Source organism: Pseudomonas sp. B21-021 (assembly GCF_024749205.1).
GTDB lineage: Bacteria > Pseudomonadota > Gammaproteobacteria > Pseudomonadales > Pseudomonadaceae > Aquipseudomonas > Aquipseudomonas paraglycinae.
The window spans coordinates 2382230-2404408 of sequence record NZ_CP087192.1; the positions used below are offsets into that span (position 1 = coordinate 2382230).

The window sequence follows — 22179 nt, forward strand, 5'->3', positions numbered from 1 at the left end:
CCCCAAGGCTATTAACTATAGCTGCCCGTGGTGCACGGCGTTGTTGCAGGCGCGGTCGGCTTACAAGTTCGCAACAACCTGTTGCGCGAGGCTGAACTAGACTCGGGCCGCTCAATTGTGAGCATCGCCCGGAGTGCGCCATGGAAGTGCCAAACAATAAAAACGCCGTCGAGAGCAATCGTCAGGCGTGGAACGATTCCGCCCGTCATCACCAGGATTCGCCCGACTGGCAGGCCTTGCTGACCGAAGTCACGCAGGCTGACTTTTCCTGCCTCGACGACACCCTTCGCGGCTTGCTCGAGCAGGTCGGTGTCGATGGCAAAGACGTCGTGCAGCTGTGTTGCAACAATGGCCGCGAAAGCCTGTCACTGTTCGCCCTCGGCGCACGGAGCGTGGTCGGCATCGATCAATCGAGGGCGTTTCTCGAACAGGCCCGCGAACTGAACAAGCGTTCGCCGCACAACGCCGAATTCATCGAAGCCGACATTCATCACTTGCCCGAATCGCTGCGCGCCCGTTTCGACGTCGCGCTGATCACCATCGGCGTCTTTGGCTGGATGCCGGACATCGGCGAATGCTTCCGCCACGTCGCCTCGACCCTGAAACCGGGCGGTCAACTGGTGATCTACGAAACCCACCCGTTCCTGGAAATGGTCGACCCCGAGACCGAGGACCCGTTTCGCCTCGCCACCTCGTATTTCCGCGAAGAACCTTTCGTGCTGGAAAAAACGATCGTCTACGTCGGCAAGATCGAACAGCCAGCGGCCAAGTCCTACTGGTTCGTGCACACCCTCGGCGCAATCTTCACCGCTGCCCTCGAGGCCGGCCTGAACATCACGCACTTCAAGGAATACCCGCACTCGAACCGGGAAGAAGTGTATGACCAGTACCAGAACCGCGAGGCGCAGATGCCGATGTGTTTTACGTGGGTGGGGGTGAAACGCTGAGACAGGTACAAGAGGGGGAGGCGAGAGGCGCTGTCTCTTTTTCGGTGAGTCGGATACGGGCTTGCGTCACGTATCCGATTGCTCGAAACAACTCTTCATCGTCACCTTCTGCCAGTACCTGAGAGAGGTACTCACGGATGGTATTCAGATCAACCAGCAGTGCCGTCATTTCAAAATCGGATGTGTTTTGTTCCATCGGTTTGTCTCTGCGTTTCTGCATGAATGTATTAATTCACATGATTGCGATCAGCCAGATGGTGCCGAAACTGAATGACGGGGATTCCTGTACGAGAGTAGGAAGATTCTGCGGCGCCGTCCCGGCCGCCGCAGGATAAATCCGTCAAGCCTGCGCAGCCGCCGTCACCACCGGCCGTCCCGGTTTGCGCAGCGGGTCCAGGCGTGAGCCTTCGTAGCGGGTTTCGCGGAAGAAGCGCCATTTGCCGAACAGGCAATAGACGTGCATGACGCGGCCCTGTTCGTGGTAGCCCATGCGGATGTGCAGTTTCAGCGCCGGGATGTTGTGGGTTTCGCAGACGTCCACCACCTTGTTGCAACCCTGGGCGGCCATGGCTTCCCAGAGGGCGACCTGGACGTCCACCGACAGGCTGCTGCCGAAGTAGGCGCGAATCATTTCGCCGCCGAATTCGAAGAACTCGCCGGGTTTGACCGGGAAGGTGCAGCCGTAATAGTGGCGGTCGTGGTAGTCGCGAATACTGCCCCAGATGAACCCGACCGCATGGCCGTCGGCGTCCAGGTACATGTGCCCGGTATGGCCCTCGTTGGCCAGCTCGGCCATGGTTTCCACGCGGTCACCGAAGTGCTTGGCGAACGCGCCGGCGTTCTCGGCGGTGATGTCGACTTTGCGCAGGCCGTCGTAGGGGCGCAGCTTGTGCGGCGGTACCGGGCTGACCAGGTCGCGCTCCATCCACAACAGTTCCCAATGGAAGAACACGTAGCGTTTCCACAACGTGCCGAAGGTGCGGCCCAGGCCTTTTTGCTTGATACGTTCGCGCAGCTTTTCAATGACGCTCATGATGCCCTCCGTGGCCGAAGCCCGGGTGTTGTGGATGACGCTTTTGTGGGTATAGATCACCCCTGCAAGTCCATGTCAAAGCGCCAGCTTTGAATGTATTGCAAGTTGTGTAACGGTTCAGAGTGCCGCAGCACCGCGTAGAAAATCCTTGTTCAGATCGGCATAGGAAACCCGTGGGACGCCCGCCAGCCGCTGCTCTAGCACGCGGCTCAGGGACTCTCCCGGTTGCAGATACGCGTCGCCGAAATCCGCACCGAGCTGGTTCGGATGGGCGACGATTTCCAGCACGCCGTCGGTCGGCGCAGCAGCGTTGCGCAGGTCCACCGGGGTGCAGACGTAATCGGCCGTGACCCCGGCCAATCCCTGCAATCGGCGGTTGAGCAAACCCTTGAACACGCGTTTGGGCAGGCTGAGGTTTTGCCCCAGGTTACGTGCCAGCCGCACCGGCACACCTTGATGGGCGGCGAAGCGCGCGACGATCTCGCCGATCGGCCAGATATTGTGCACGTGCTGATGCGAATCGAGGTGGCTGGGACGCACGCCGTGATCGACGCAGCGCTGCCACTGCGCCTGCAATTCTTCCTGCACCGCCTCGCGATCTTCCCGGCCCAGCCACAGGCTGTGGCGAGGCAGGCTGAGGTCGAACACGCCGTGGCTGTCGCAGAAGGTGCGACGTTCGAGAATGGCCCGGCTCAAGGGCCGGCCGTAGGTCAGGTTAAAGTGCAGGCCGATCCGGCCTTCCAGCAGCGGCAGCCGGGCCATGGCGCAGGCCGCTTCGAACGCCGGCATGTTGGCCATGACGGTGGCGGAACTGATGACCCCGGCCTGGAACGCGCCGAGGATCACCGCGTTTTCATTCGGACTGAGGCCGAAATCGTCAGCGTTGACTATGACTTGGCGAGGCATGTTCGCCCTCCTTGGTGGGATTGATCACAGGTGTCGCAATGACCGCCGCTTTGGCCGCCGCACGCTTCGCCCGCCATTGTTGCAACCCAGGCTTGAGCCGGTGCCAGACGCGCAGACCGAGCCCCAGCAACAGACCGCTCGGGCGCCACGAGTAGAAGCTCCAGCGCCAGTGTTCCAGTTGCCCGGTCATGCGTTCGTGCAGTTGATGGCTGGAGTTTTCCAGGCTGACCCGGGAGGCATCGATCCAGCGCCAGTTATCGTCCAGCCCCCAGCGAATCCATTCCTCCAGCAACACCCGGCCGCTACCCAGATCGGCGTATTGCGGCAGGAAAGCGAGGTTGTAATCGTAGAGCCGGCCCTGCTCGAACAGGCCGAGCCGATAGCTGATGCAACGCCCGTCCAGCTCCAGCATCACCACGCGCACCCGGCCCGAAGCGGCGAGGGCGGTGAAGGCGTTTTCCATGCAACGGCGGCTGCGCTCGCTGGCAAAGATCCCGACGCCTTCGTCGCCTTTCCAGCTCACCGCTTCGACTTCGCTGATGGCCTGCAGCAACGGGCCCATGCTGGTCGCATCGGGAATGATCCGCCGGACTTCGGCACCGCACGCGGCAATCCGCTTGCGGGCTCGGCGCAGTTTGTAGCGGGGATCGCCCGAGACTTCCTGACGGTCGGTGTCGCTGATCAGGTGCACCGGCACCCGACAGCTCAAGCGACGTTCGCCGGTGGAGCTGTGGGCCATCCATTCGGTGAGCACGCTTTCGTCGCCGACCGGTTCGGCGATTTCGTTGAGTTGCAGCAGGGCGTGGGGCACTCGCTGGCGAATCAGCCGCAGGGCCTGACGCATATCTTCGGCGTTCAGCCGTGATAACAACGCCAGGCGATCGGCCAGCGGATAACCGAGGTGATGCACCACCGGAAACGGCAAACCGAAAAACCGTTCACGGCTCGCCACCAGCGGCAGGCACAAGCGCAATTCGTCTGCTTCCCAACCCAGCAATACGTGCAGCCGCTCGTGCGCGTCGAGCGCCTGCTCTGCCGCACACAGCCAGTCGAGGCTGTTGAACGGCGTGTGATCCGTCACCCGCAGGCGCAGCGCTTCATAGGCCGCCGCCGGGAAGTCAGGTGCGCACAACGAGGTGCGCCATTCGAATTGCGCCATAGGCTCAGGTCGCCGTTGCTGTGACAGGTGGACGGGAAGGTTTGCGCAGCGCATCCAGCCGCGAGCCGCTGTAGCGGGTTTCGCGGTAGAAGCGCCAGCGGCCGAACAACTCATACACATTCATGATCCGGCCCTGTTCGGTATAGCCCATTCGCAGGTGCAGCTTGAGCGCCGGGATGTTGTGGAACTCACAGACGTCCACGACCTTGTCGCAGCCTTGGGCGGCCATGGCTTTCCACAGTTCCAGTTGCAGGTCCACCGACAACTCGGTGCCCCAGTACGAGCGGGTCAGCTCGCCGCCGAACTCGAAGAACTCGCCGGGTTTCACCGGGAACATGCAGCCGTAATAGTGGCGGTCGAAGTAGTCCCGGGCGCTGCCCCAGATGAAGGCCACCGCATGACCCTGGTCGTCCAGGTGCATGTGCCCGGTGTGATGCTCCCGGGCCAGTTCCGCCATGGTGCCGACGCGGTCACCGAAGTGGCGGGCGAAGGCGCTGACGTTGTCCGGGGTGATCTTCACCACCCGCAGCGGCGGATAGGGTTTGAGGCTGTGAGGTGGCACCGGACTGACCAGATCGCGCTCCATCCACAGCAGTTCCTGGTGAGAAAAAATGCAGTGCTTCCAGATCTTTTTCACGGTGGCAGTGAGTCCTTTCTGCCGTAGGTTTTCAGTCAGTTTGCGCAGCATGTTCATGGTCGTTGCTCCTGATGACGAGTCATCGCGCAGCCAGAGGCCAGCGCGGCCGGACATCAACAGGGCGGTCATGAGGCGCTCCAGCTCAGGGCAAACAGGGTCTGTCCCGGCAGCTCGAAGCGCACGCGACCGTCCTGACAGCGAAACGGCGCGTCGCGGCTGCGGTTGTCGGCGCCGAAGTAGCGCAGCGCGCCGTTGTTCAGCGGGCATTTCGCGCCCGCCAGATCGACACGCTGCAAGCGCGTGCCTTTGTTCACGCCGAGCAGGCCGCGTTGATCGTCGCCGGCCATCGCCAGCACATCGACTTCGAACGCATCGTTCTCCAGCCACAGCACGTTGTGCAGCCAGTGCTGCTGGATGAACTGCTGCGCCAGGCCCACCGGTTTCAACTCGAAGCGGTCATCGCCCAGCACCCGCAACATGCCTTTGGGGTACTGCGGCTCATCGGCGGCCTGGAACCAGTTGAGCATCGTCAGCAAACCGTCCTGGGAGGCGTTGATCACCACCGAGGCCCACCACAGCGAGGTGAAATGGGTTTCCTGATCGTAGGGGCTCAGGCTCGAGCCGCTGGACAGGTTGGTCTGGTCCAGCAGCAAGGCCTTGCGCGGCTGGCCCTTGGCGTCGAGGCCGACCAGATCGGCCGCCCGGCGCACGCTGTCGCGGTAGACGCGAGTGGCGAGCAGGTCGCGAATCATCCATTCGTGCCAGGCCAGCGCATCGACCTGATCGGCGGATTCATTCAGCAGGCGCCGCGCCCAGTCGATGCCACGCTTGTTCGCTGCGTTGTCGGCGAACGGCCCGTTGACCAATCGCGAACTGGCCGGCATCGCGATGCGCACGCCTGCCTTGGCATTCGCCGGATCGCTGCGCACTTGCCGGGCCATGCTGGTGAAGATCGAACGGTATTGCTCGTAACTCGAATAATTCAGGTTGGGCTCGTCGGCGAAGCCGATGTAGTGCGTGCCTTTGCCGCCCAGCGCACGGGTGCCGGCGAGCCAGGCGTCGAGGCCGCTGTTGCTTTGCACGTCGGCGCGCAGATCGGCCTGACGCTGACTGCCGGCGAGCAAGGTGATGTCCTGACGAATGCCGAAACGATCCTGATAGACCTGGCGAAACGCATCTTCGAAGTGCGGCTTCTTCGCCGTCACGTCGACGAAACTGTAGTAACTGGCAGCCGTCGGTTTCAGCGCGTCGAGCACCGGATGGCTGGCCGGCGGCGGCATCACGTAGGGCAGGGCGATGCCCAGATCCGGGGTGCGGCCGAGGACTTTGTCGTGCAGGGTGAGGCGCGTCTGGCCGTTGTCTTCGCGCAGCGGTTTGAGCTGTTGCGGGGTCTGCACGAACAGATTGGCCGTGCCGTCGAGCCAGAACGCCGCTTTGCCGCTGCCTTGCAGACGCAGGCGCCAGACCTGTTCGCGTTCGCTGACCGGCAACGCCACCTGATCGAACTGCCAATAGGCGCGATAGGGTTTCAGCGCCAAGGACAGTTGTTGTCCATCGCCGACCCGCTGCGCTTGCAGGGCGCTGACCCCGCCGTGGAACTTGCCCGCCAATATCGCGTGCTCACCGGCGGCGACCTTGAAATACAGCTCATCACCGTTACGGGTTTCTGCACTGAAATGCACCTTGGCCGGAGCGAACAGCGCCACGGTGTTTTCGTCGTGTTCGACCCGGTAACTGCGGAAGCTGTAGCCGGGGATTTCCAGCTGATAACTCGCGGCCCCCGGCGCCAATCGCCAGCTCTGACTGCCACGGGTTTCACTGGCCTTGATGAAGCGCTCGCCCTGCAGTTGGCCCCGGCCGTCGAGCAGGTAAATGTGCTCTTCGTTGGCCTCCGCCTGCCACGCCGGCGCCCAGCGCACGGTCACCGTGTCGGGGCGATCGGCTTGCAGGTACAGGCTGCCGTCGCGAATGTCGCCCCAGCGCATCGACGCCGCGAAGGCGTCCAGCGACAGGCCGAGACCGAGCAGCAGGGCCAGGCCTTTCATGCTGACTTCCGTTGTAAAAAACGACGCTGCAACATCAGCCACATCGGCGTGAGGTCGCTGGGCAGAATGATCAGGGTTTGCCAGAACGCCACGCCGCTCAACCGGCAGTACAGCACCAGCATCGCCACGGTCACCGCCAGATAGGCAATCGACGAAGCAGCCGCCGCGCCGACGATGCCGTAGGCCGGAATCAGCAGCAGGTTCAGCGCAAGATTGAGCAGGGCGCCGATCCCCATCAGCAGCGACACCGTGCCGGGACGATTCTTGCCGATCAGGTCCAGGCGCAGGATGCTCGCGTAGCACAGGCCCAGCAGCCCCGGCAGCAAGGCCAGCAGCGCCGGATACGCCGGTTGGTAGGCGACGCCGAACAGGGTGACGATCAGCCATTCGCCGATCACGGCCATCGTCAGGCAGGCGCCGAGCATCACCGTGGCGGTCAGGCGCAGGGCCAGCGGCGTAACCTTGTCCATGCCTTCGTCCTGTTGCAGCAGGCGTTTCATCAGCGGTGTGGTCACCGCTTCCGGAACGATCAGCAGCAACTCGGCGGCGGCGCTGGCCATCGCGTAATGCCCCAGGGCTGTGCTGCCGAGCAGGGCGCCAATGAACAGGTAATCGGAACGCAGGATCACTTGCTGGAACAGCAGATCCGGATGGCTGCGCGCACTGAAGCGCAGCAGTTCGTTCTGGCTCGCGCGATCCCATTGCAGCTGCAACGGCTGCGCGCGTTTGAGCCACAGCCAGCCGACCAATACCACCAGACTGATGCCGGCCAGCCAACTGATCAGCGCCGCTTCAAGGGCCGCTTCTTTCCACATCCAGAACAACGCGAGAAACAGCAGCAGTGGCGCCAGAGATTCCACCAGTCGCAAGGCATTGAACGCGACCACGCCGCCGGACGCATTGTGCAAGGTCAGCAGACCGCTTTTGAGCACAGTCAACGGCACCGCCAGCAGCAACAGCCACGCCAGCAGACCGAGTTGCATCGTCACGTCCAGTTCACTGCCGAACTCGCGCACCAGCGCCACCACCAGCAAGGTCAACAGACCTGCGAGCAAACAGCCGAACACCAGCACTTGCGCGAGCAACAAGCCCATCGGCCGTTGCTTGGCCGCTTGATAACCAACAGCGGAATTCAAGCCGCCGCTGGTGGCTGCGCTGATCAGATCGGGCAGGGTGCTGAGCAGGGCGAACAGCCCGCGCTCACTGGGCCCGAGAATCCGCGCCAGCAGCACATTCCTCAGCAGGCGCAGGGCGATCATCGCCAGTTTGGTGCCCATGCTCAGCGCCAGATGCTTGAGGTAACTGCCTCGACTCATGGTCGCGCCCCGCGATAGATCCGCCACGACAGCAGTTGCGGATTGCGCGCGGTGCGCTGGCTAACGCCGAAGCGTGGCAGGTTCAGCGGATCACCGGTGCCGCGATAGATGCCGCTGCCAGTGCCGAGCGCGAAGGGGTAATCGTGATGGGCGATCTGTTCGCGCACCCGCTCGTCGTTGTCGCCGTTGGGGTAGCAATACACCGGCAGCGGCCGGTTGCAGCCGTTGAGCATGGCATCGCGACTGCGGCTGATTTCTTCGCCCAGGCGCACATCGTCAAGGCCGGTGAGGATGGCGTGACTGGCGCCGTGGGGGCCGAACCGCACCAGGCCGGAAGACTCCATTGCCCGCACCTGATGCCAGTCGAGTGCCTGAGGTTGCGACTCTTGCGGGCACTCGTCGGTCAGGCGTTCGAGCATCATCGGGTCAAGCGCTTTGAGCCCTTGCAGGTAATGCAACAGGGTCAGACTGCGCCGGTCCACGTCGATGTCGTCCAGTAGCACCGGCACGGGATGATGGATCGATTGCAAATATTCGATCAGGTGCATGCGCGGTTTTTCGCCATGGCTGCCCCACAGGGTTTCGCCGATGCTTTCCCACCAGAAGCGCTGACGGCTGCCGATAAAATCGGTGGAGAGAAAAATGCTCGCCGGCACCTGATGCTTCTGCAGCAACGGGAAGGCGTTGGCGGCGTTGTCGCGCCAGCCGTCGTCGAAGGTCAGCGCCACTCGCGGGCGCTCGGTGCGCAAGGCGTTGGGCTGGAGGATTTCCATCAGCGGCACGCAATCGAAATGCTTGCGCAGCCACACCAGCAAGTGTTCGAAGGCCTTGGGCCCGACGCACAGTTCGTTGCGGTGCGGCAGGTCGGCGGCGCGGTCGTTGGCCAGCACCCGGTGCAACATCAGGATCACGCCGGCGCCGTGTAACTGGTTTCGTCCCACGGACGAGTTGAGATAGAGCCAGCCGCTGGTGCGTTTAATCAGTTGTTTGATCGCCATGGCTCTGTCCCTCTCAACGGTTTTGGTCAGGGTTCCACTGGGCGTAACGCTGGCCGCGCAGGAACTGCCACAGGCCGATGCTCATGCCCGCCAGTGTCACCAGCAGGAATGCCGCAAGGCGGAACGGTTTGGGTAAGCGGTGTTGCGAATCCAGCAGGCCGGCAATCGCGATGGCGTAGCCGACCAGTTGCGCGATCAGGCAGAGGCGATAGAAACCGTGTTCTTCCCACAGCCAGAAATTGCTCAGCAGCAGCGGCAGCAACAGGATTGGCGCCAAGCGGCGGATCAACTTGTGGCTGATCAACGCAATCGAATACAGCCCATGCTTGAACGGATTGAGCAGTTCGCTGCGTTGCGCCAGGCTTTGCAGGCCGCCGACGGTGACCCGCTGGCGACGGCGAAATTGCTTGTCGGCCTCGTCCACGCCGTGGTCGATCACTTGCGCTTCGGGCACGTAGACGATGCGTTTGAATTTCACTGGCGCGCAGGTGCTGATGAAGAAGTCGTCGTTGACCTCGGCCGGCACGTTCTCGAACAGTTCGCGGCGCAGGGCAAGCAGGGCGCCGTCGGCGGAGACCATGCAACCGGTGCGATTTTCGACCCGACGCAACCAGCCTTCGTAGTGCCGATAAAGGCTGTCGCCGATGCTCAAACCGCCGCCGGTGACCGGGATCACCATGTGCCCGGCGCAGGCGCCGACCTGTGGATCGCTCAGGGGGGCCAGCAGGTAGCCGAGGGTTTCCCGCGACCATTGGTTGTCGGCGTCGGTAAACACCAGAATGTCGCCCGTGGCCAGCGCCGTACCTGCGTTCAGCGTGGCGGCCTTGCCCTGGCGGGGCAGGTCGAGCACGGTGATGCGCGGGTCGTCGACCTTGTGCGCACAGGCCACGGTGTCGTCGGTGGAACCGTCGCTGGCCAGGATGATTTGCAGGGTCGCCGGCTGATAATCCTGGGACAGCAGCGAGCGCAGCTTGTGCTCGATGTGCCGCGCTTCGTTGTGAGCGGCGATGACGATGCTGATGTTCAGCGGCGGTGCCGGGCTGTGGCGCCACGCCGGGAACAGCGGCGCCAGCAGCGTCAGTAGCAGCGGGTAGCCGACATAGGCGTACGCCGGCAGCAGCAGGCACATCCAGAAAATGAATTCAGCCACGGGCAGGCCTCCTGGCGTTCCAATGACACAGACTGAGAATGAACGCGGCCCCCGCCAGGTGCAGGCGCACCCAGTGCAGGCCCCACAGTTGCAGGGTCAGGCAGACGTTGTGGTGCTTGGCGCTCTGACGCACGCTGAGCACCAGCCCCGGCACCAGCGTCAACATCACCATGATCGCGGCGTGATGGGGAAAACCGTCGAGCAGGGCGGAAATCGCCAGGAAATCGAGAATCCAGACGAAGATCGACAACATTGGAAATCGCAGCAGCCGCAGGCTGAAACCGTGGCTGCGCAGCAATTGCAGATGACTGCCCTGGCGCCACAGTTCCTTGCCCATCCACTCGCGCCAGTTCATTTCGTAGCCCCAGTGCAGGGCCACGCTTTCATTGATCGAGAGCAGCCGCGCGCCGTGTTCTCTCAGGCGCAAGGTGAACTCCTTGTCCTCGCCGGTGCGCAGGGTTTCGTTGAAACCGCCGACCTTGTCGAACCAGCGCTTGCGCATCAGCAGGTTGGCACTGGGCAGCCAGTCGACGACATGGCTGGTATGGGTGGTCGGGCGTAAGGTGCGGCGTTGCCACGCGGTGGCGTACCACGGCGCGGCGGCGGGGGTGTGCAGGTCGAGGCCGAATATATCGGCCTGACCTTCGGCTTCGAGGGCGAACAGTTGGGTGAGCCAGTCTTCGGGCATTTCGATGTCGGCGTCGATGAATGCCAGCCATTCCCCGGTGGCGATCGCCGTGCCGCGGTTGCGCAGGGCGCCGATCAGCAGGCCGGGCATCACCAGCACCTGGGCGCCGAACTGCCGGGCGATCTGCGGACCTTCGTCACTCGAACCGTTGTCGACCACGATCAGCTCACATTCGACATCCGCCGCATGCGCCGCTTTTTGCGCGGCCAGCAGGGTGCGGCCAATGTGCCGGGCCTCGTTGTACATCGGGATGACGATACTGATCCGGCTCATGCTTTGGCCTCCGTCATCGGTGCCTGCTCGGCTTTGAGGCGCAGAACGCTGGTCAGCGCGAGCATGATCCACAGGTATTTCTGGTTCGGTGCGCTGAGGAACATCAGGAACAGCGTCAGCGACAGAAAGCTCACCCCGAGGTGGGTCATCAGATCCGCCTGCTGCCAGTTGCGGCGCAGCATCCATTCCTTGCGTGCCCGCGCCAGGTTGTACAGGCCCAGCCCGAGCATGCCGACGAACATCAGGCCGGCGGGAACCCCCAGTTCGCTGAAGATTTCCAGGTAAGTGTTGTGCGCCCGGCGGTACAGGTCGCCGATCTTGCGGTTGGCGGAAAACGCCTTGGCGTAGCCGGTGGTGGCGTAGTGCAGCGGGAAGGTGCCGGGGCCGGAACCGAGCAGCGGGTTCTCGCGGATCATCTGGCTGCCGACCACGATGTACGAGGCGCGGCGGCCGAGGGATTCGTCGTTGTGCCCCTTGGCCCCGGCGCTCAATACGCTGAGCGACTGGATACGGGCGATGTAACCGGCAGGCATCGCGTAGATCGCCAGTGGAATCACGATCGCTGCGCCGAGCATGGCGAAGCCGAGATGACGCGGACGAATCCGCGCCAGTTGCGCGCGGTAGTGCCAGCAACCGATCACCAGACTCAAGGCCAGCACCACCAGCCCGGAGCGCGATTCGGTCTTGGTCATGCCACCGAGCAACAGCAGGCAGCAACCACCCCAGAACAGCCGATGCAACAGGTTCGGGCTGCGGATCACCAGTAGTAGCCCCAGCGGAATGGCGAAGGCGATCAGCAGGGCGAAAGCGTTGGGGTCTTCGAGCAGGCCGGCGGCGCGGCCCTGATCCTGGAATTTGGTGGAGAACATGGCCATGGCGCAGGTCGTGCTGACGGCCAGGGTCACCAGCCGGGCGAACAGGTCGAGGTTCAGCTCGCGGCCGATCAGCAGGGTGATGACAAACAGAATCAGGCCGACGCTGATTTCCCGCAGGTGACCCAGCGACATGCCCATGTCATCGGTGTTCAGCAGGCTCAGAAAGTACAGGGTCATGAAGGCGATCAGAAAGCGCCAGATATTGCTGCGCAGGCGATCCGAGGGAATCTGGTGCATCGCCAGTTGCAGCATCAGGATCACCGCCAGCGAAGCGCCGATCAGTTTGCTGCCGGACAACGAGCTGTCCTTGAAGAAGCCCTCGAACGGCACCAGCGCGGCAATGCCGAGCAGGCCCCAGGTCGGTTTGCGGTACAACACCGCGAACCCCACCAGACCGAGCACTGCGCCCGGCGCGAGGTAGGGCCAGGGACTGGCCAGCAGAGCGATGCAGGCCAGACCCAGCAGACTGACGATCGAGAGCGGGAAAATCATGCGCGTGCCTCCCGTGCCGTGCGGATGTACAGCTGCGACCAGCGTTCGGCCAGGGCCTTGAGGTCGTAGCGGTCCTGTTGCGTGCGTTTTGCGTTGTCGCGCAGTTGCCGCGCCAAGCCAGGCTCGGACAGCAACGTGTCGAGCTGGCGGGCGAGGGCGGCGCTGTCGGTCGGGGCCGCGAGCAAGCCGTTGTGGCGGTGCTCCAGCACATCGGGAATTCCGCCGACGCCGAATGCCACCACCGGCACCCCGGCCTGCATCGCTTCCAGCAGAATCATCGGTGTGCCTTCGGTGCGCGAGCTGATCACCAGCGCATCAAGTTGCTGCCACCAGTGACGCATGTCGGTCTGATAACCCGGCAAGCGGATGCGCTGCTGCAAACCGGCGGCGTCGATCCGTGCCTGCAAGTCTTCGCGTTCCGGGCCGTCGCCGAGCATTACCGCGTCGAGTTGCGGGTGCTGGTGACACAGCGGGATCAGCGCGTCGAGAAACAGATCCGGGCCTTTCTCACTGCTCAAGCGCCCGACGTATCCGGCGAGCCAGCGTTGTCTTGGCGCATCGGAAAGCAGGGCGGCTGCGGCCGGCAATCCGTTGGGAATCACCTGCAATTTCTCCGCACGCACGCTGGCCTGACGGTGCAACACCGCGATGCTTTCGGCGACACACACCACCCGATCCACCGACGCCGTGCGGCACAGTTGCAGGCTCAGCCAGGTGTAGAACTTCTGCTTGCGGCTGCGCGGGGTGAAGCCGTGTTGAGTGATCACCAGCGGCAGGCGCAACAGCGTGGCGCCGACCCAGCCGAACAACAGGCCTTTGAAATTGTGGGTGTTGATCAACGGCCGTTCACCGCGCCGCTGACGCAAGTGCCGCAACAGGGCAGCAAGCCCTGCGCAGCCTTGTGCATCGACGCCGGCCTCGCGAAAGCGCGCGATCAGTTCCGGCGGCGCGTCGAGGAACAGCACCTGGTGCTGCCCCGGCGTCGCCAGGCAATGATCGAGCAACATCCGCTCGGCCCCGTAGAACCCGCCGCTGCTGAGCAAATGCATGATCGGCAGCGCGGCGTTCTGGGTAGAGGGCGTGTTCAATTGCGCACCCAGTGCAGGAAGCTCGGTACGGTCCAGTTCTTGTGCGGATTGCTCGGCAGCGCGTTCTGGTCGTTGATCACCAGCAGCACCGGCAGGCCCAGCTCGTGGCTGATTTGCGCCGGATGTTTGAAGCGGTGGTCGAAGAACTCACGCACATAGACCAGTGCAATCGCCAGCAACAGACCGGTGAACAGCCCGAACGGAATGATCAGCATCGGTTTGGGGAACGCCGCTTCGGTCGGCTCGAACGGCGGGCTCAAGACCCGGGCGTTGGACAAGTCGTCGTTCAGCGAGCGGGTGGTGCTGCTTTCGGCAAAACGCTGGGCATAAGTCGAGAACGCGGCGTGCATGGCGTCGATCTCGGTGTCCATCTGCCGCAGCTTGCTCTGGGTTTGCTGCAGCTCGTGGATGCGGTTCTTGAACTCGGCGATGCGCGCGGTTTTCTGATCGATCACCTGTTTCACCACGGCCAGGTCGTTGGTGCGTTCCTGGATGCGGTTGCTGACCACTTTGAGGAATTGCTGGCGGGTGCGGGCAATCTGCTCGCGGGTCAGCAGCATCGGCTCGCTGCCGGGCTGGAACACCGCCAGATCGTTCATGTAGCGGCTGACCTGAGTGGTCAGTTGCTCGCCGAGCTGTTTGATTTCCCGGTCCTCGAACGCCACGTTGTCCACGGTGGTGGTGAAGGTGTAGGGGAAGGTGTAGTCATTGAGTTTGTTGTTGCTGGCGGCGGCCAGGCTGGTTTTCAGGTACTCCAGCCAGCGTTGGCTTTGCAGCAGACGATCCTGGTACAGGTTCAATGCCTGTTCTTCGGTGTTGATCGCGTTCAGGCGGAAGGTGATTTCCTCCTTCGGATCCGACGAGCCGACACTTTCCAGCAGTGCCTGACGGTTGCCTTCCAGGCCATCGAGGCGCACTTGATAAAGCTGCTTCTTGGACTCGTAGAACGATTGCGGCAGGTCGATCGATTGCAGCGCCTGACGGCTCACCAGATAGTTCTGCAACAGGGCGGCGACGAAAGTCGTGCCTTGATGCGGATCGGGGAAGCTGTAGACGATCGAGATCACGTTGGAGCCGGGCAGGGTCTCGATTTTCAGGCTGTCGATGGCTTGCTGGGTCAGTGCATCGAGCGCGGTGTCGCGCACCGGATCGGTCTCAAGCCCCAAAGCATTGCGCACGGGGTTGATCACGTACTGGCGCAGCGGCGAGCTGATGTAGCGCTTGAACGGCTCGCTCACCAGCTTGTTGAACATGCCGGGTGACGGGGTGTATTCGCCCTTGTCGCGCAGTTCGCTGATGGTCTGACGGATCAGTGCCGGCGAGCGCAGGATATTGCTCTCGGTTTCCATGTCCGCCAGCGACGGCGGGATGAAGGTGGCGTTGTCCACGGTGAGCGATGTGGTGGCGTCGCCCTGTGAAAGTTTTTTCGACTGCACGATCACCTGAGCGGTGATATCGAAGCTCTGTTTGAGCAACAGTGGCAGCACCAGCGCGATCACTGCAAAGATCAGGAAGACCCGTTTCACCAGTTGCTTGTTGGCGAAGAAGATCCTGAAGAACTCATGCAGGTAGTTTTCCTTTGGATTCATGTCGGTCACCTGAGAGTCAGTTGCTGTCACTGTCTTTGTTGTCGACGCGGTAGCCGAAGCTGAAGCCCACGCCCTGGAACAGCACCACGTCGGCCAGTTGCCGGGCGAGTTCGCCGGCGCTGGCCAGTTTGGTTTTCGGCACGTACAGCATGTCGTCCGGTTGCAGGTAGGCGATTTGCGGCGCCTCGCCCGACAACGCTTTTTCGACGTCGTAACGCACGGCCTGCACCTGATTGCCGTTGCGCCGCATGATCACCACCGAATCGAGCCGCGCCTTGACGTTGGTGCCGCGCGCCAGGGTCAGCGCCTCAAGCACCGACACCGGCCGGCGGATCGGGTAGGAACCCGGCTGGCCGACTTCGCCCAGCACGTAGATCTCGTTGCCGGCGGTGGACTTGAGCAGCACGTCCACGGTCATCCGGCCCGGCAGTTGTGCGTACTTCTTGTTGAGGAAGGTTTCGAGCTGGTTGACGGTCATGCCTTGCAGCGGCACCGCGCCGATTTCCGGGAAGCTCGCGTAGCCGTCGGTGCCGACGGTGATCTCGCGGCTCATGCCGGTGGCCGGGTGGTTGAGGGCGCTTTTCAGGTTCTGCTCGTTGGTCAGCGGGCTGATGATCTGCACCGTCAACTGATTGCGGTTGGGCTGGAACAGCTGTTTGCGCTGGTAGGCGCGCTGGATTTCCTGGCGCGCTTCTTCGCTGGTCAGCCCGGCGATTTTCACCGAGGTGTTGGCGCCCGGCAGTTCGATGGTGCCGTCCGGCAGCACCAACTGGTTGCCGTTGAGCTGGCTGGCGGCGGTGAAGTTCAGGCCGATCTGGTCACCCGACTGCACGCGGTAAGCGTCCGAGCCGCTGGTGCTGATGTGGAAGATCACGTCCAGCACATCCTGCGGGCGCAGGGTCTGCTCGATCTTCGGCATGTCGGTGGCCTGGGCGTTGGCCGGGGTGGCGGTGAGAATGTTCACCGGCATGTTCTGGGTTTCGGAGGTGCTCGAGCAGCCTGCAAGCGGCAGCATCAGCAGCACAAGAATCCTGGCGTTCATGGCGTCATCCTTTGCGGTTGCTTACAGGTTTTTGTAGAGCCATTTGGGCATGTAGTACTTGCGCCGGTTGAACACGCTGCCGACCACTTTTGCCCCGGCCTGGGTCAACCGCTGCACCGCCGCTTGCGCGACTTCCCAGCGAGTGTCTTCGGCGCGTACCACGAACACCACGCCGTCGACCTGAGTACTGATGACCAGCGTGTCGGCGGCCGAATACACCGCGTCGCCGTCGATCACCACAAAGCGGTACTGAGCGCCCAGTTGATCGAGCAGCGGGCTCAAGCGCTCGGCGGTCAGGTGTTCCATGGTGCGGATCGGCCGGCCGTTGGGCAGCACGTGGAACGGCAAGCTCGACACTTGCACCACGCAGTCCTGCAACAGCGGCGGGGTTTCCCGGTTGAACAGCAGGTCGCGCAGGCCGCGCTCCTTGCTCAGGTTCAGTTGCTGGGTGAGGTTGCTCGCCGACTGGCTGGCATCGACGTACAGCACCTGGCCGCTGCTCATCTGCGCCAGTTGACTGGCCAGCGCCAGGGCGCTGGTGGTGGTGCCGGCGCCGGGGTTGGCGGCGGTCAGGAACAGGATCCGCAGATCCAGGTCCAGCACGGTCGAGGTCAGATTCGACTCGCTGGGGCTGGCAATGCTCAGGCTTTTGTTGGTTGAACCGTCCATTAGCTTGCTCCGTGGCCGCTGAATACTTTGAAGGGGGTTTTCAACAGAATCTTCAGATCAAGCAGGAGGCTCTGCTCGGCGATATAGCTGAGGTCCAACTCAACGCGCTGGTCGAAGTCGATATTGCTGCGTCCGGAGATCTGCCACAGGCCGGTCATGCCGGGGTAGATCGCCAGACGGGCGAGGTGACTGTCTTTGTAGCGGTAGGCGTTGAACGAGGTCGGGCGAGGGCCGACCAGGCGCATGTCGCCGGTCACTACGTTGATCAGATTGGGCAGTTCGTCGAGGCTGGTGCGCCGCAGGAAGCCGCCGATCCCGGTGATGCGCGGGTCCTGGTCGATCTTGAAGTCGATGGCGTCGGCACCGTGCTTGTTCAGGTGGCGCAGCGACTCCTTGAGCTCTTCGGCGTTGGCGACCATGGTCCGGAACTTGTACATGCCGAACTTGCGCCCGCGATAACCGGTGCGCTTTTGCACGAACATCACCGGGCCTTTGCTGGTGAACTTGATGGCCAGCGCCAGACCGATCAGCAGTGGCGAAATCATCAGCAGGATCATCAGCGCGCCGAGGCAGGCCACCACCCGGTTGGTGCGCGACAGTTGCCACGGCCGGCCACCTTCGCGGCCGGTCATCCAGCCCTGACCCTGGCGATGGATCGCCGCGTCGAGGCGCATTCGCTGTTCCGGATCCATGCGTTTGTCCCGCACCAATTGTTGGATCGGTACACCTTTCTCATGTCCAGTCATGGAGTCCTCCGCTGATGTTCAGCCGCGTTCGGCGCGTGGGCGATAGGCAGTGGGGTAGTAATCGCGGAACCAGGCGATGAACCGCCCCAGTCCCTCATCCAGCTCTATCCGGGGCTGGAACCCGGTGGCCTGGGCCAGGTCACTGGCCTCGGCGCAGGTGTTGAGCACATCGCCCGGCTGCAGCGGCAGCAGCTCGACCACGGCTTTCTGGCCGAGGTGTTTTTCCAGCAGGGCGAGGTAGGTTTTCAGCGCCACCGGGTGCTGGCCGCCGATGTTGAACAGGCGCCACGGGGCCATGCTGCTCGCCGGATCGGGTTGTTCGCGGTCCCACTCGGGATTGGCCCGGGGCGCCCGCTCGATCAGGCGTGCGATGCTTTCGATGATGTCGTCGATGTAGGTGAAATCGCGCTGATGCTCGCCGTAGTTGAACAGCTTCAACGGCGAGCCTTCGCTGATCGCCTTGGCGAACTGGATCGGCGACATGTCCGGCCGGCCCCACGGCCCGTAGACCGTGAAAAACCGCAGCCCGGTGCAAGGAATACCGAACAGGTGGCTGTAACTGTGGGCCATCAATTCATTGGCTTTCTTGGTCGCGGCGTACAGCGACAGCGGGTGATTGACGCCGTCCTGCAGCGAGTAAGGCGTGCGCTGGTTGGCGCCATACACCGAACTCGACGAGGCGTAGATCAGGTGCTCGACCGGGTGCCGGCGGCAGCACTCCAGGATGTTGAGGAAACCGTCGAGGTTGCTGTCCAGATAAGCCCTTGGATTCTCCAGCGAATAACGCACCCCGGCCTGCGCCGCGAGGTGCACCACGACTTGCGGCCGTTCGCGAACGAACAACGCTTCCAGCGCCGAGGCGTCTGCCAGATCAATCGTGGCGAGCTGGAAATCCCCGACCTGCTCGCGCACCCAGTCCACCCGATCGTGCTTGAGCTGCGGGTCGTAGTAGCCGTTGAAGTTGTCCAGGCCGATCACCTGATGCCCGTCGCGCACCAGCCGCAGCACGCCATGAGCACCAATGAAGCCGGCCGCACCGGTGACGAGGATTTTCATGGCCGCAACCCGTCAGGCGCGATGTGGCGCAGACCGATGCCGCTGTAGTGCAGGCCGGCGGCTGCCACTTGTTCCGGGTTGTAGAGGTTGCGTCCGTCGATGATGACTTTCGAGCGCAGCTTGCTGGCCAGCAGCTCGAAATCCACCACGCGGAAATTCTTCCACTCGGTGCAGATCACCAGGGCGTCGGCGTCTTCCAGGGTGTCGTCGCGGGTGGCGCACAGGTGCAGGTCATTGCGGTAACCGTAAATGCGCCGGCACTCGGACATGGCTTCCGGATCGTAGGCCTGCACGCTGGCGCCTTCGGCCCACAGCGCATCCATCAGATAGCGGCTGGGGGCTTCGCGCATGTCATCGGTGTTCGGCTTGAACGCCAGGCCCCAGATCGCGATCGACTTGCCGGCCAGGCCTTGGGGGAATTGCGCCCTGAGTTTGCTGAACAGGATGTGCCGCTGCGCGTCGTTGACGTCGGTGACGCTGCGCAGCAGTTTCAGCGGCATGCCGTTGTGTTCGGCGGTGTGCAGCAGGGCGCGCAGGTCCTTGGGAAAGCACGAGCCACCGAAGCCGCAGCCCGGGTAGATGAAGTGATAGCCGATGCGCGGGTCGGAACCGATACCCTTGCGCACCGCTTCGATGTCGGCGCCGAGCAGTTCGGTGAGGTTGGCCAGCTCGTTCATGAAACTGATGCGGGTGGCGAGCATCGCGTTGGCCGCGTACTTGGTCAGCTCGGCGCTGCGGTTGTCCATGAACATCAGTTTTTCGTGGTTGCGGCAGAACGGCGCGTACAGCTCGCTCATCTGCTCGCGGGCCAGGTCGTCGCGGGTGCCGACGATAATCCGGTCCGGCCGCATGCAGTCGGCGAGGGCGCTGCCTTCCTTGAGAAATTCCGGGTTGGACACCACCCGCACCGCCAGGGCGCTTTTGCCGCGCCGCTGCAGTTCTTCTTCAGCGGTGTGCAGCACCTGATCCGCCGTGCCGACCGGCACCGTGGATTTGATGATCAGCGTGCGATCGTCCTCCATGAAGCTTGCGATCTGCCGCGCCACGTTGAGTACATGGCTGAGGTCGGCGGAGCCGTCTTCGTCGGCCGGCGTGCCCACGGCGATGAAGATCAGTGCGGCATGTTCCACCGCATCGCTGGCCTGGGTGCTGAACAACAAACGCCCGGCCTTGATGTTTTCTTCCAAAGTTGCCGAAAGACCCGGTTCGCTAATAGGCGGTACTGCCTGTTGCAGTTGTTTAATCTTGTTCGGGTCAATATCGACGCACAATACGCGATGTCCGACATCGGCAAGTGCGGCTGCTTGTATCAGGCCAACATAGCCCGTACCAAATACGCTCACGTCCATATTGGCGTGCCTCGTAAGACGGTGATGGAAGATCGAAATGGAACTGTCAAAAGGGGTATAGCGCAGCGTGGGGAAAGCGTGTCAGCAAAATGACATGTTGCAAGGGTATAACACCCCCATTTTTGGGGGCGAAAGGCCATCAAGTGCTTGCTGTAGATGGATTTGTCCCGTTCTTGACGGGTTTTTCACATTCCGAAGAAAACGATAAACGGTCGTAGGCCGCGAAATTCAAGGGTTTTAACGACTTGGGTGTGTCAGATTTGAGTCAACAGTTTTTTGACGCTTTTGCATTATGTCCGACATTTCTTGCGCTTTGATGGCCCGGTGCTAGTGTCAGATTTTGACCGACAAATGATTGACCATGTCTCGTCGGACGCGCCCCGGAATTGCCATGTTTCGATACCTGAAAGAACTGCTTTTAATTATTTATCTGCTGCTTTATTTCGAATATTACCTTGACCGCTTAAATGCGATGGGTATGGGGTTGGCAGTACTTCTTTTTGGCGCGATGTTTTTGACGCTGACTTTCGCATTATTACTAACAGCCTATATACGTCAGACTTTCATTCGGCATTTGTTCGCATTAACCCTGTTTGTTTCGGCGGTGTTCTTCGATGTTTATACGAGGGTGACCGCCGATTACCTGACCTACAGCAGTTTCGTCTCGCTGGTGTACTCCGGCGGCTTCATCCAGGAGGCGGCGTATCAGTACCGGGGGGCGATTATCCACGGGCTGCTCAACGGGTTGTTGCTGTTGTTCGGGATCGGTCTCAAGCCCCGGCACGCGATCCCGGTGCCCAATGCCTTGCGGATCGCTGCGCCGTTGTGCGGTGTATTGCTGCTCAGCGCCGTGTTGTTCGTGCGGGCCGGCGAGGGCGCGCGCGGGTTGCCGATCATGTACACGCCGCTGGCCTATCTGAACCTGTTCGGCTACGAAGCGCTGCACAACACCGTCGGCCCGCGTGAGCCGGTGACCTTGGCGCGCAATGGTCCTGCGGTCGGCCACGACATCGTGCTGATCATCGACGAGAGCATTTCCGGCAATTACCTGGACATCAACGCGCCGTTCGGCGTGCACAGCAACCTCAAGCAGGCCCGTCCGGGCGTCGAGATCTTCAATTACGGCTACGCGGCGTCCATCGCCAATTGCAGCGCCGACACCAACATCACCCTGCGCTACGGCGGCACCCGCGCCGACTACATGCGGATCAACAGCACGCTGCCGTCGATCTGGCAGTACGCCAAAAAAGCCGGCATGCGCACGGTCTACATCGACGCTCAGCGCACCGGCGGCAACCTGCAGAACCTGATGAACGATGCCGAAAAAAAGGACATCGACGAATTCGTGCAATTCGACCAGACCAGCGTGCGCGACCGCGACATGGCCGCCGCCGCCAAGTTGATCGAACTGCTCAACGACGACAAACCGGAGCTGGTGCTGATCAACAAGGTCGGCGCGCATTTTCCGGTGCACGACAAATACCCGGACGCCTTCATGGCTTACCGTCCGACCTTGCCGCGCGGGCAGTTCACGGAAGTCGCCGACACCGGCGAACGCACCGGTTTCAACGGCCAGCCGGATGACTGGGTGCTGTATCGCAACGCCTACAAGAACACCGTGCTGTGGAACGTCGGCGAGTTCTTCTCGCGGGTGTTTGCCCAGGCCAATCTGAACAACGCGCTGCTGATCTACACCTCGGATCACGGCCAGGATTTGCACGAGCGCGGTAATCCGGGACTCAACACCCACTGCGGCGGCGACCCGGTGGAGGAAGAAGGGGTGGTGCCGCTGGTGGTGATTCAGGGCGATCAGTTGCAGACGCTCGACTGGTCGGCGCAACTGGCGGCGAACAAGGATCGCTCGAGTCACTACAACATCTTCCCGACACTCTTGCAGTTGATGGGCTACGACCTGCCGGGAATCGAGGCGGTGTACGGCAAACCGCTGAGCGTGGCGACGGCGGATGAATTCACCTTCAACTACCGCTTCAACGCACGGCTGGGGGCCAAACCCGAGTGGAAACACATCGACCTGAACAGCATCGTCACGCCGGGTGAGGCGCCGACGAGTGTGGCGGTGGGTCAGTAACGCGTCGGTATCCGCTATCCTTGGCCGACACG

20 protein-coding genes are annotated in these 22179 nt (G+C 62.4%); 2 read left to right on the plus strand and 18 right to left on the minus strand.

The features are described 5' to 3' along the window. The first annotated feature begins 140 nt into the window (after positions 1-140). Positions 141-947: a class I SAM-dependent methyltransferase gene (locus LOY31_RS10620; protein ID WP_258713226.1), complete on the plus strand. Its 807-nt coding sequence runs from the start codon at positions 141-143 to the stop codon at positions 945-947. On the opposite strand, the gene LOY31_RS29465 is transcribed toward LOY31_RS10620, so the two are convergent. From LOY31_RS29465 to LOY31_RS10705, 18 genes are all read right to left on the minus strand, one after another. Next, positions 922-1167 (minus strand): hypothetical protein, encoded by a 246-nt coding sequence (locus LOY31_RS29465; RefSeq protein ID WP_408980467.1) that lies wholly within the window; start codon positions 1165-1167, stop codon positions 922-924. The genes LOY31_RS10620 and LOY31_RS29465 overlap by 26 nt on opposite strands. 120 nt (positions 1168-1287) lie before the next feature. Next, on the minus strand, positions 1288-1980 hold the full coding sequence (locus LOY31_RS10625) for an N-acetyltransferase (RefSeq protein ID WP_221535067.1): 693 nt from the start codon (positions 1978-1980) through the stop codon (positions 1288-1290). Positions 1981-2097: 117 nt separating this feature from the next. Then, a complete protein-coding gene (locus LOY31_RS10630; protein WP_258713227.1) occupies positions 2098-2886 on the minus strand; it encodes a ChbG/HpnK family deacetylase in 789 nt (262 codons plus the stop codon). Beyond that, positions 2858-4045 (minus strand): GNAT family N-acetyltransferase, encoded by a 1188-nt coding sequence (locus LOY31_RS10635; RefSeq protein WP_258713228.1) that lies wholly within the window; start codon positions 4043-4045, stop codon positions 2858-2860. Before LOY31_RS10635 ends, LOY31_RS10630 begins: the two co-directional genes overlap by 29 nt. Positions 4046-4049: 4 nt before the next feature. Beyond that, positions 4050-4739 (minus strand): GNAT family N-acetyltransferase, encoded by a 690-nt coding sequence (locus LOY31_RS10640; protein WP_258713591.1) that lies wholly within the window; start codon positions 4737-4739, stop codon positions 4050-4052. A gap of 68 nt (positions 4740-4807) precedes the next feature. Further along, a complete protein-coding gene (locus tag LOY31_RS10645) occupies positions 4808-6727 on the minus strand; it encodes a hypothetical protein (protein WP_258713229.1) in 1920 nt (639 codons plus the stop codon). Then, positions 6724-8043 (minus strand): lipopolysaccharide biosynthesis protein, encoded by a 1320-nt coding sequence (locus LOY31_RS10650; protein ID WP_221535071.1) that lies wholly within the window; start codon positions 8041-8043, stop codon positions 6724-6726. Before LOY31_RS10650 ends, LOY31_RS10645 begins: the two co-directional genes overlap by 4 nt. After that, positions 8040-9041, minus strand: coding sequence for a polysaccharide deacetylase family protein (locus tag LOY31_RS10655; protein ID WP_258713230.1), 1002 nt, complete (start codon positions 9039-9041; stop codon positions 8040-8042). Before LOY31_RS10655 ends, LOY31_RS10650 begins: the two co-directional genes overlap by 4 nt. 13 nt (positions 9042-9054) lie before the next feature. Then, entirely contained in the window at positions 9055-10191 is a 1137-nt protein-coding gene (locus LOY31_RS10660) for a glycosyltransferase (RefSeq protein WP_221535073.1), read from the minus strand. Further along, positions 10184-11152: a glycosyltransferase gene (locus LOY31_RS10665; RefSeq protein ID WP_221535074.1), complete on the minus strand. Its 969-nt coding sequence runs from the start codon at positions 11150-11152 to the stop codon at positions 10184-10186. Before LOY31_RS10665 ends, LOY31_RS10660 begins: the two co-directional genes overlap by 8 nt. Beyond that, positions 11149-12519 (minus strand): O-antigen ligase, encoded by a 1371-nt coding sequence (locus LOY31_RS10670; protein ID WP_085607664.1) that lies wholly within the window; start codon positions 12517-12519, stop codon positions 11149-11151. The genes LOY31_RS10665 and LOY31_RS10670 overlap by 4 nt, the downstream gene beginning before the upstream one ends. Beyond that, entirely contained in the window at positions 12516-13568 is a 1053-nt protein-coding gene (locus LOY31_RS10675) for a glycosyltransferase family 4 protein (RefSeq protein ID WP_375748072.1), read from the minus strand. Before LOY31_RS10675 ends, LOY31_RS10670 begins: the two co-directional genes overlap by 4 nt. A gap of 35 nt (positions 13569-13603) precedes the next feature. Further along, positions 13604-15196 (minus strand): Wzz/FepE/Etk N-terminal domain-containing protein, encoded by a 1593-nt coding sequence (locus tag LOY31_RS10680; RefSeq protein ID WP_007956188.1) that lies wholly within the window; start codon positions 15194-15196, stop codon positions 13604-13606. 16 nt (positions 15197-15212) lie between these two features. Beyond that, positions 15213-16238: a polysaccharide biosynthesis/export family protein gene (locus tag LOY31_RS10685; RefSeq protein ID WP_221535075.1), complete on the minus strand. Its 1026-nt coding sequence runs from the start codon at positions 16236-16238 to the stop codon at positions 15213-15215. Between the two features lie 21 nt (positions 16239-16259). Continuing rightward, positions 16260-16907, minus strand: a complete 648-nt coding sequence (locus tag LOY31_RS10690; protein ID WP_221535076.1) for a CpsD/CapB family tyrosine-protein kinase — start codon at positions 16905-16907, stop codon at positions 16260-16262. Further along, positions 16907-17653, minus strand: a complete 747-nt coding sequence (locus LOY31_RS10695; protein ID WP_007956191.1) for a sugar transferase — start codon at positions 17651-17653, stop codon at positions 16907-16909. Before LOY31_RS10695 ends, LOY31_RS10690 begins: the two co-directional genes overlap by 1 nt. An 18-nt stretch (positions 17654-17671) precedes the next feature. Continuing rightward, positions 17672-18709, minus strand: a complete 1038-nt coding sequence (locus LOY31_RS10700; protein WP_221535077.1) for an NAD-dependent epimerase — start codon at positions 18707-18709, stop codon at positions 17672-17674. Then, on the minus strand, positions 18706-20058 hold the full coding sequence (locus tag LOY31_RS10705) for a UDP-glucose/GDP-mannose dehydrogenase family protein (RefSeq protein ID WP_007956193.1): 1353 nt from the start codon (positions 20056-20058) through the stop codon (positions 18706-18708). The genes LOY31_RS10700 and LOY31_RS10705 overlap by 4 nt, the downstream gene beginning before the upstream one ends. A gap of 391 nt (positions 20059-20449) precedes the next feature. Between LOY31_RS10705 and LOY31_RS10710 the strand changes: the two genes are divergently transcribed. Further along, on the plus strand, positions 20450-22147 hold the full coding sequence (locus LOY31_RS10710; protein WP_221535078.1) for a sulfatase-like hydrolase/transferase: 1698 nt from the start codon (positions 20450-20452) through the stop codon (positions 22145-22147). Positions 22148-22179: the final 32 nt, after the last annotated feature.

Excerpts from the sequence above, each read along its gene's own strand:
- LOY31_RS10690 (WP_221535076.1), bottom strand. The coding sequence starts at position 16,907 with ATGGACGGTTCAACCAACAAAAGCCTGAGCATTGCCAGCCCCAGCGAG.
- LOY31_RS10665 (WP_221535074.1), bottom strand. The coding sequence starts at position 11,152 with ATGAGCCGGATCAGTATCGTCATCCCGATGTACAACGAGGCCCGGCAC.
- LOY31_RS10620 (WP_258713226.1), top strand. The coding sequence starts at position 141 with ATGGAAGTGCCAAACAATAAAAACGCCGTCGAGAGCAATCGTCAGGCG.
- LOY31_RS29465 (WP_408980467.1), bottom strand. The coding sequence starts at position 1,167 with ATGCAGAAACGCAGAGACAAACCGATGGAACAAAACACATCCGATTTT.
- LOY31_RS10680 (WP_007956188.1), bottom strand. The coding sequence starts at position 15,196 with ATGAATCCAAAGGAAAACTACCTGCATGAGTTCTTCAGGATCTTCTTC.
- LOY31_RS10685 (WP_221535075.1), bottom strand. The coding sequence starts at position 16,238 with ATGAACGCCAGGATTCTTGTGCTGCTGATGCTGCCGCTTGCAGGCTGC.
- LOY31_RS10670 (WP_085607664.1), bottom strand. The coding sequence starts at position 12,519 with ATGATTTTCCCGCTCTCGATCGTCAGTCTGCTGGGTCTGGCCTGCATC.
- LOY31_RS10645 (WP_258713229.1), bottom strand. The coding sequence starts at position 6,727 with ATGAAAGGCCTGGCCCTGCTGCTCGGTCTCGGCCTGTCGCTGGACGCC.
- LOY31_RS10630 (WP_258713227.1), bottom strand. The coding sequence starts at position 2,886 with ATGCCTCGCCAAGTCATAGTCAACGCTGACGATTTCGGCCTCAGTCCG.
- LOY31_RS10640 (WP_258713591.1), bottom strand. The coding sequence starts at position 4,739 with ATGAACATGCTGCGCAAACTGACTGAAAACCTACGGCAGAAAGGACTC.
- LOY31_RS10675 (WP_375748072.1), bottom strand. The coding sequence starts at position 13,568 with ATGCATTTGCTCAGCAGCGGCGGGTTCTACGGGGCCGAGCGGATGTTG.
- LOY31_RS10700 (WP_221535077.1), bottom strand. The coding sequence starts at position 18,709 with ATGAAAATCCTCGTCACCGGTGCGGCCGGCTTCATTGGTGCTCATGGC.
- LOY31_RS10625 (WP_221535067.1), bottom strand. The coding sequence starts at position 1,980 with ATGAGCGTCATTGAAAAGCTGCGCGAACGTATCAAGCAAAAAGGCCTG.
- LOY31_RS10705 (WP_007956193.1), bottom strand. The coding sequence starts at position 20,058 with ATGGACGTGAGCGTATTTGGTACGGGCTATGTTGGCCTGATACAAGCA.
- LOY31_RS10695 (WP_007956191.1), bottom strand. The coding sequence starts at position 17,653 with ATGACTGGACATGAGAAAGGTGTACCGATCCAACAATTGGTGCGGGAC.
- LOY31_RS10650 (WP_221535071.1), bottom strand. The coding sequence starts at position 8,043 with ATGAGTCGAGGCAGTTACCTCAAGCATCTGGCGCTGAGCATGGGCACC.
- LOY31_RS10655 (WP_258713230.1), bottom strand. The coding sequence starts at position 9,041 with ATGGCGATCAAACAACTGATTAAACGCACCAGCGGCTGGCTCTATCTC.
- LOY31_RS10710 (WP_221535078.1), top strand. The coding sequence starts at position 20,450 with ATGTTTCGATACCTGAAAGAACTGCTTTTAATTATTTATCTGCTGCTT.
- LOY31_RS10635 (WP_258713228.1), bottom strand. The coding sequence starts at position 4,045 with ATGGCGCAATTCGAATGGCGCACCTCGTTGTGCGCACCTGACTTCCCG.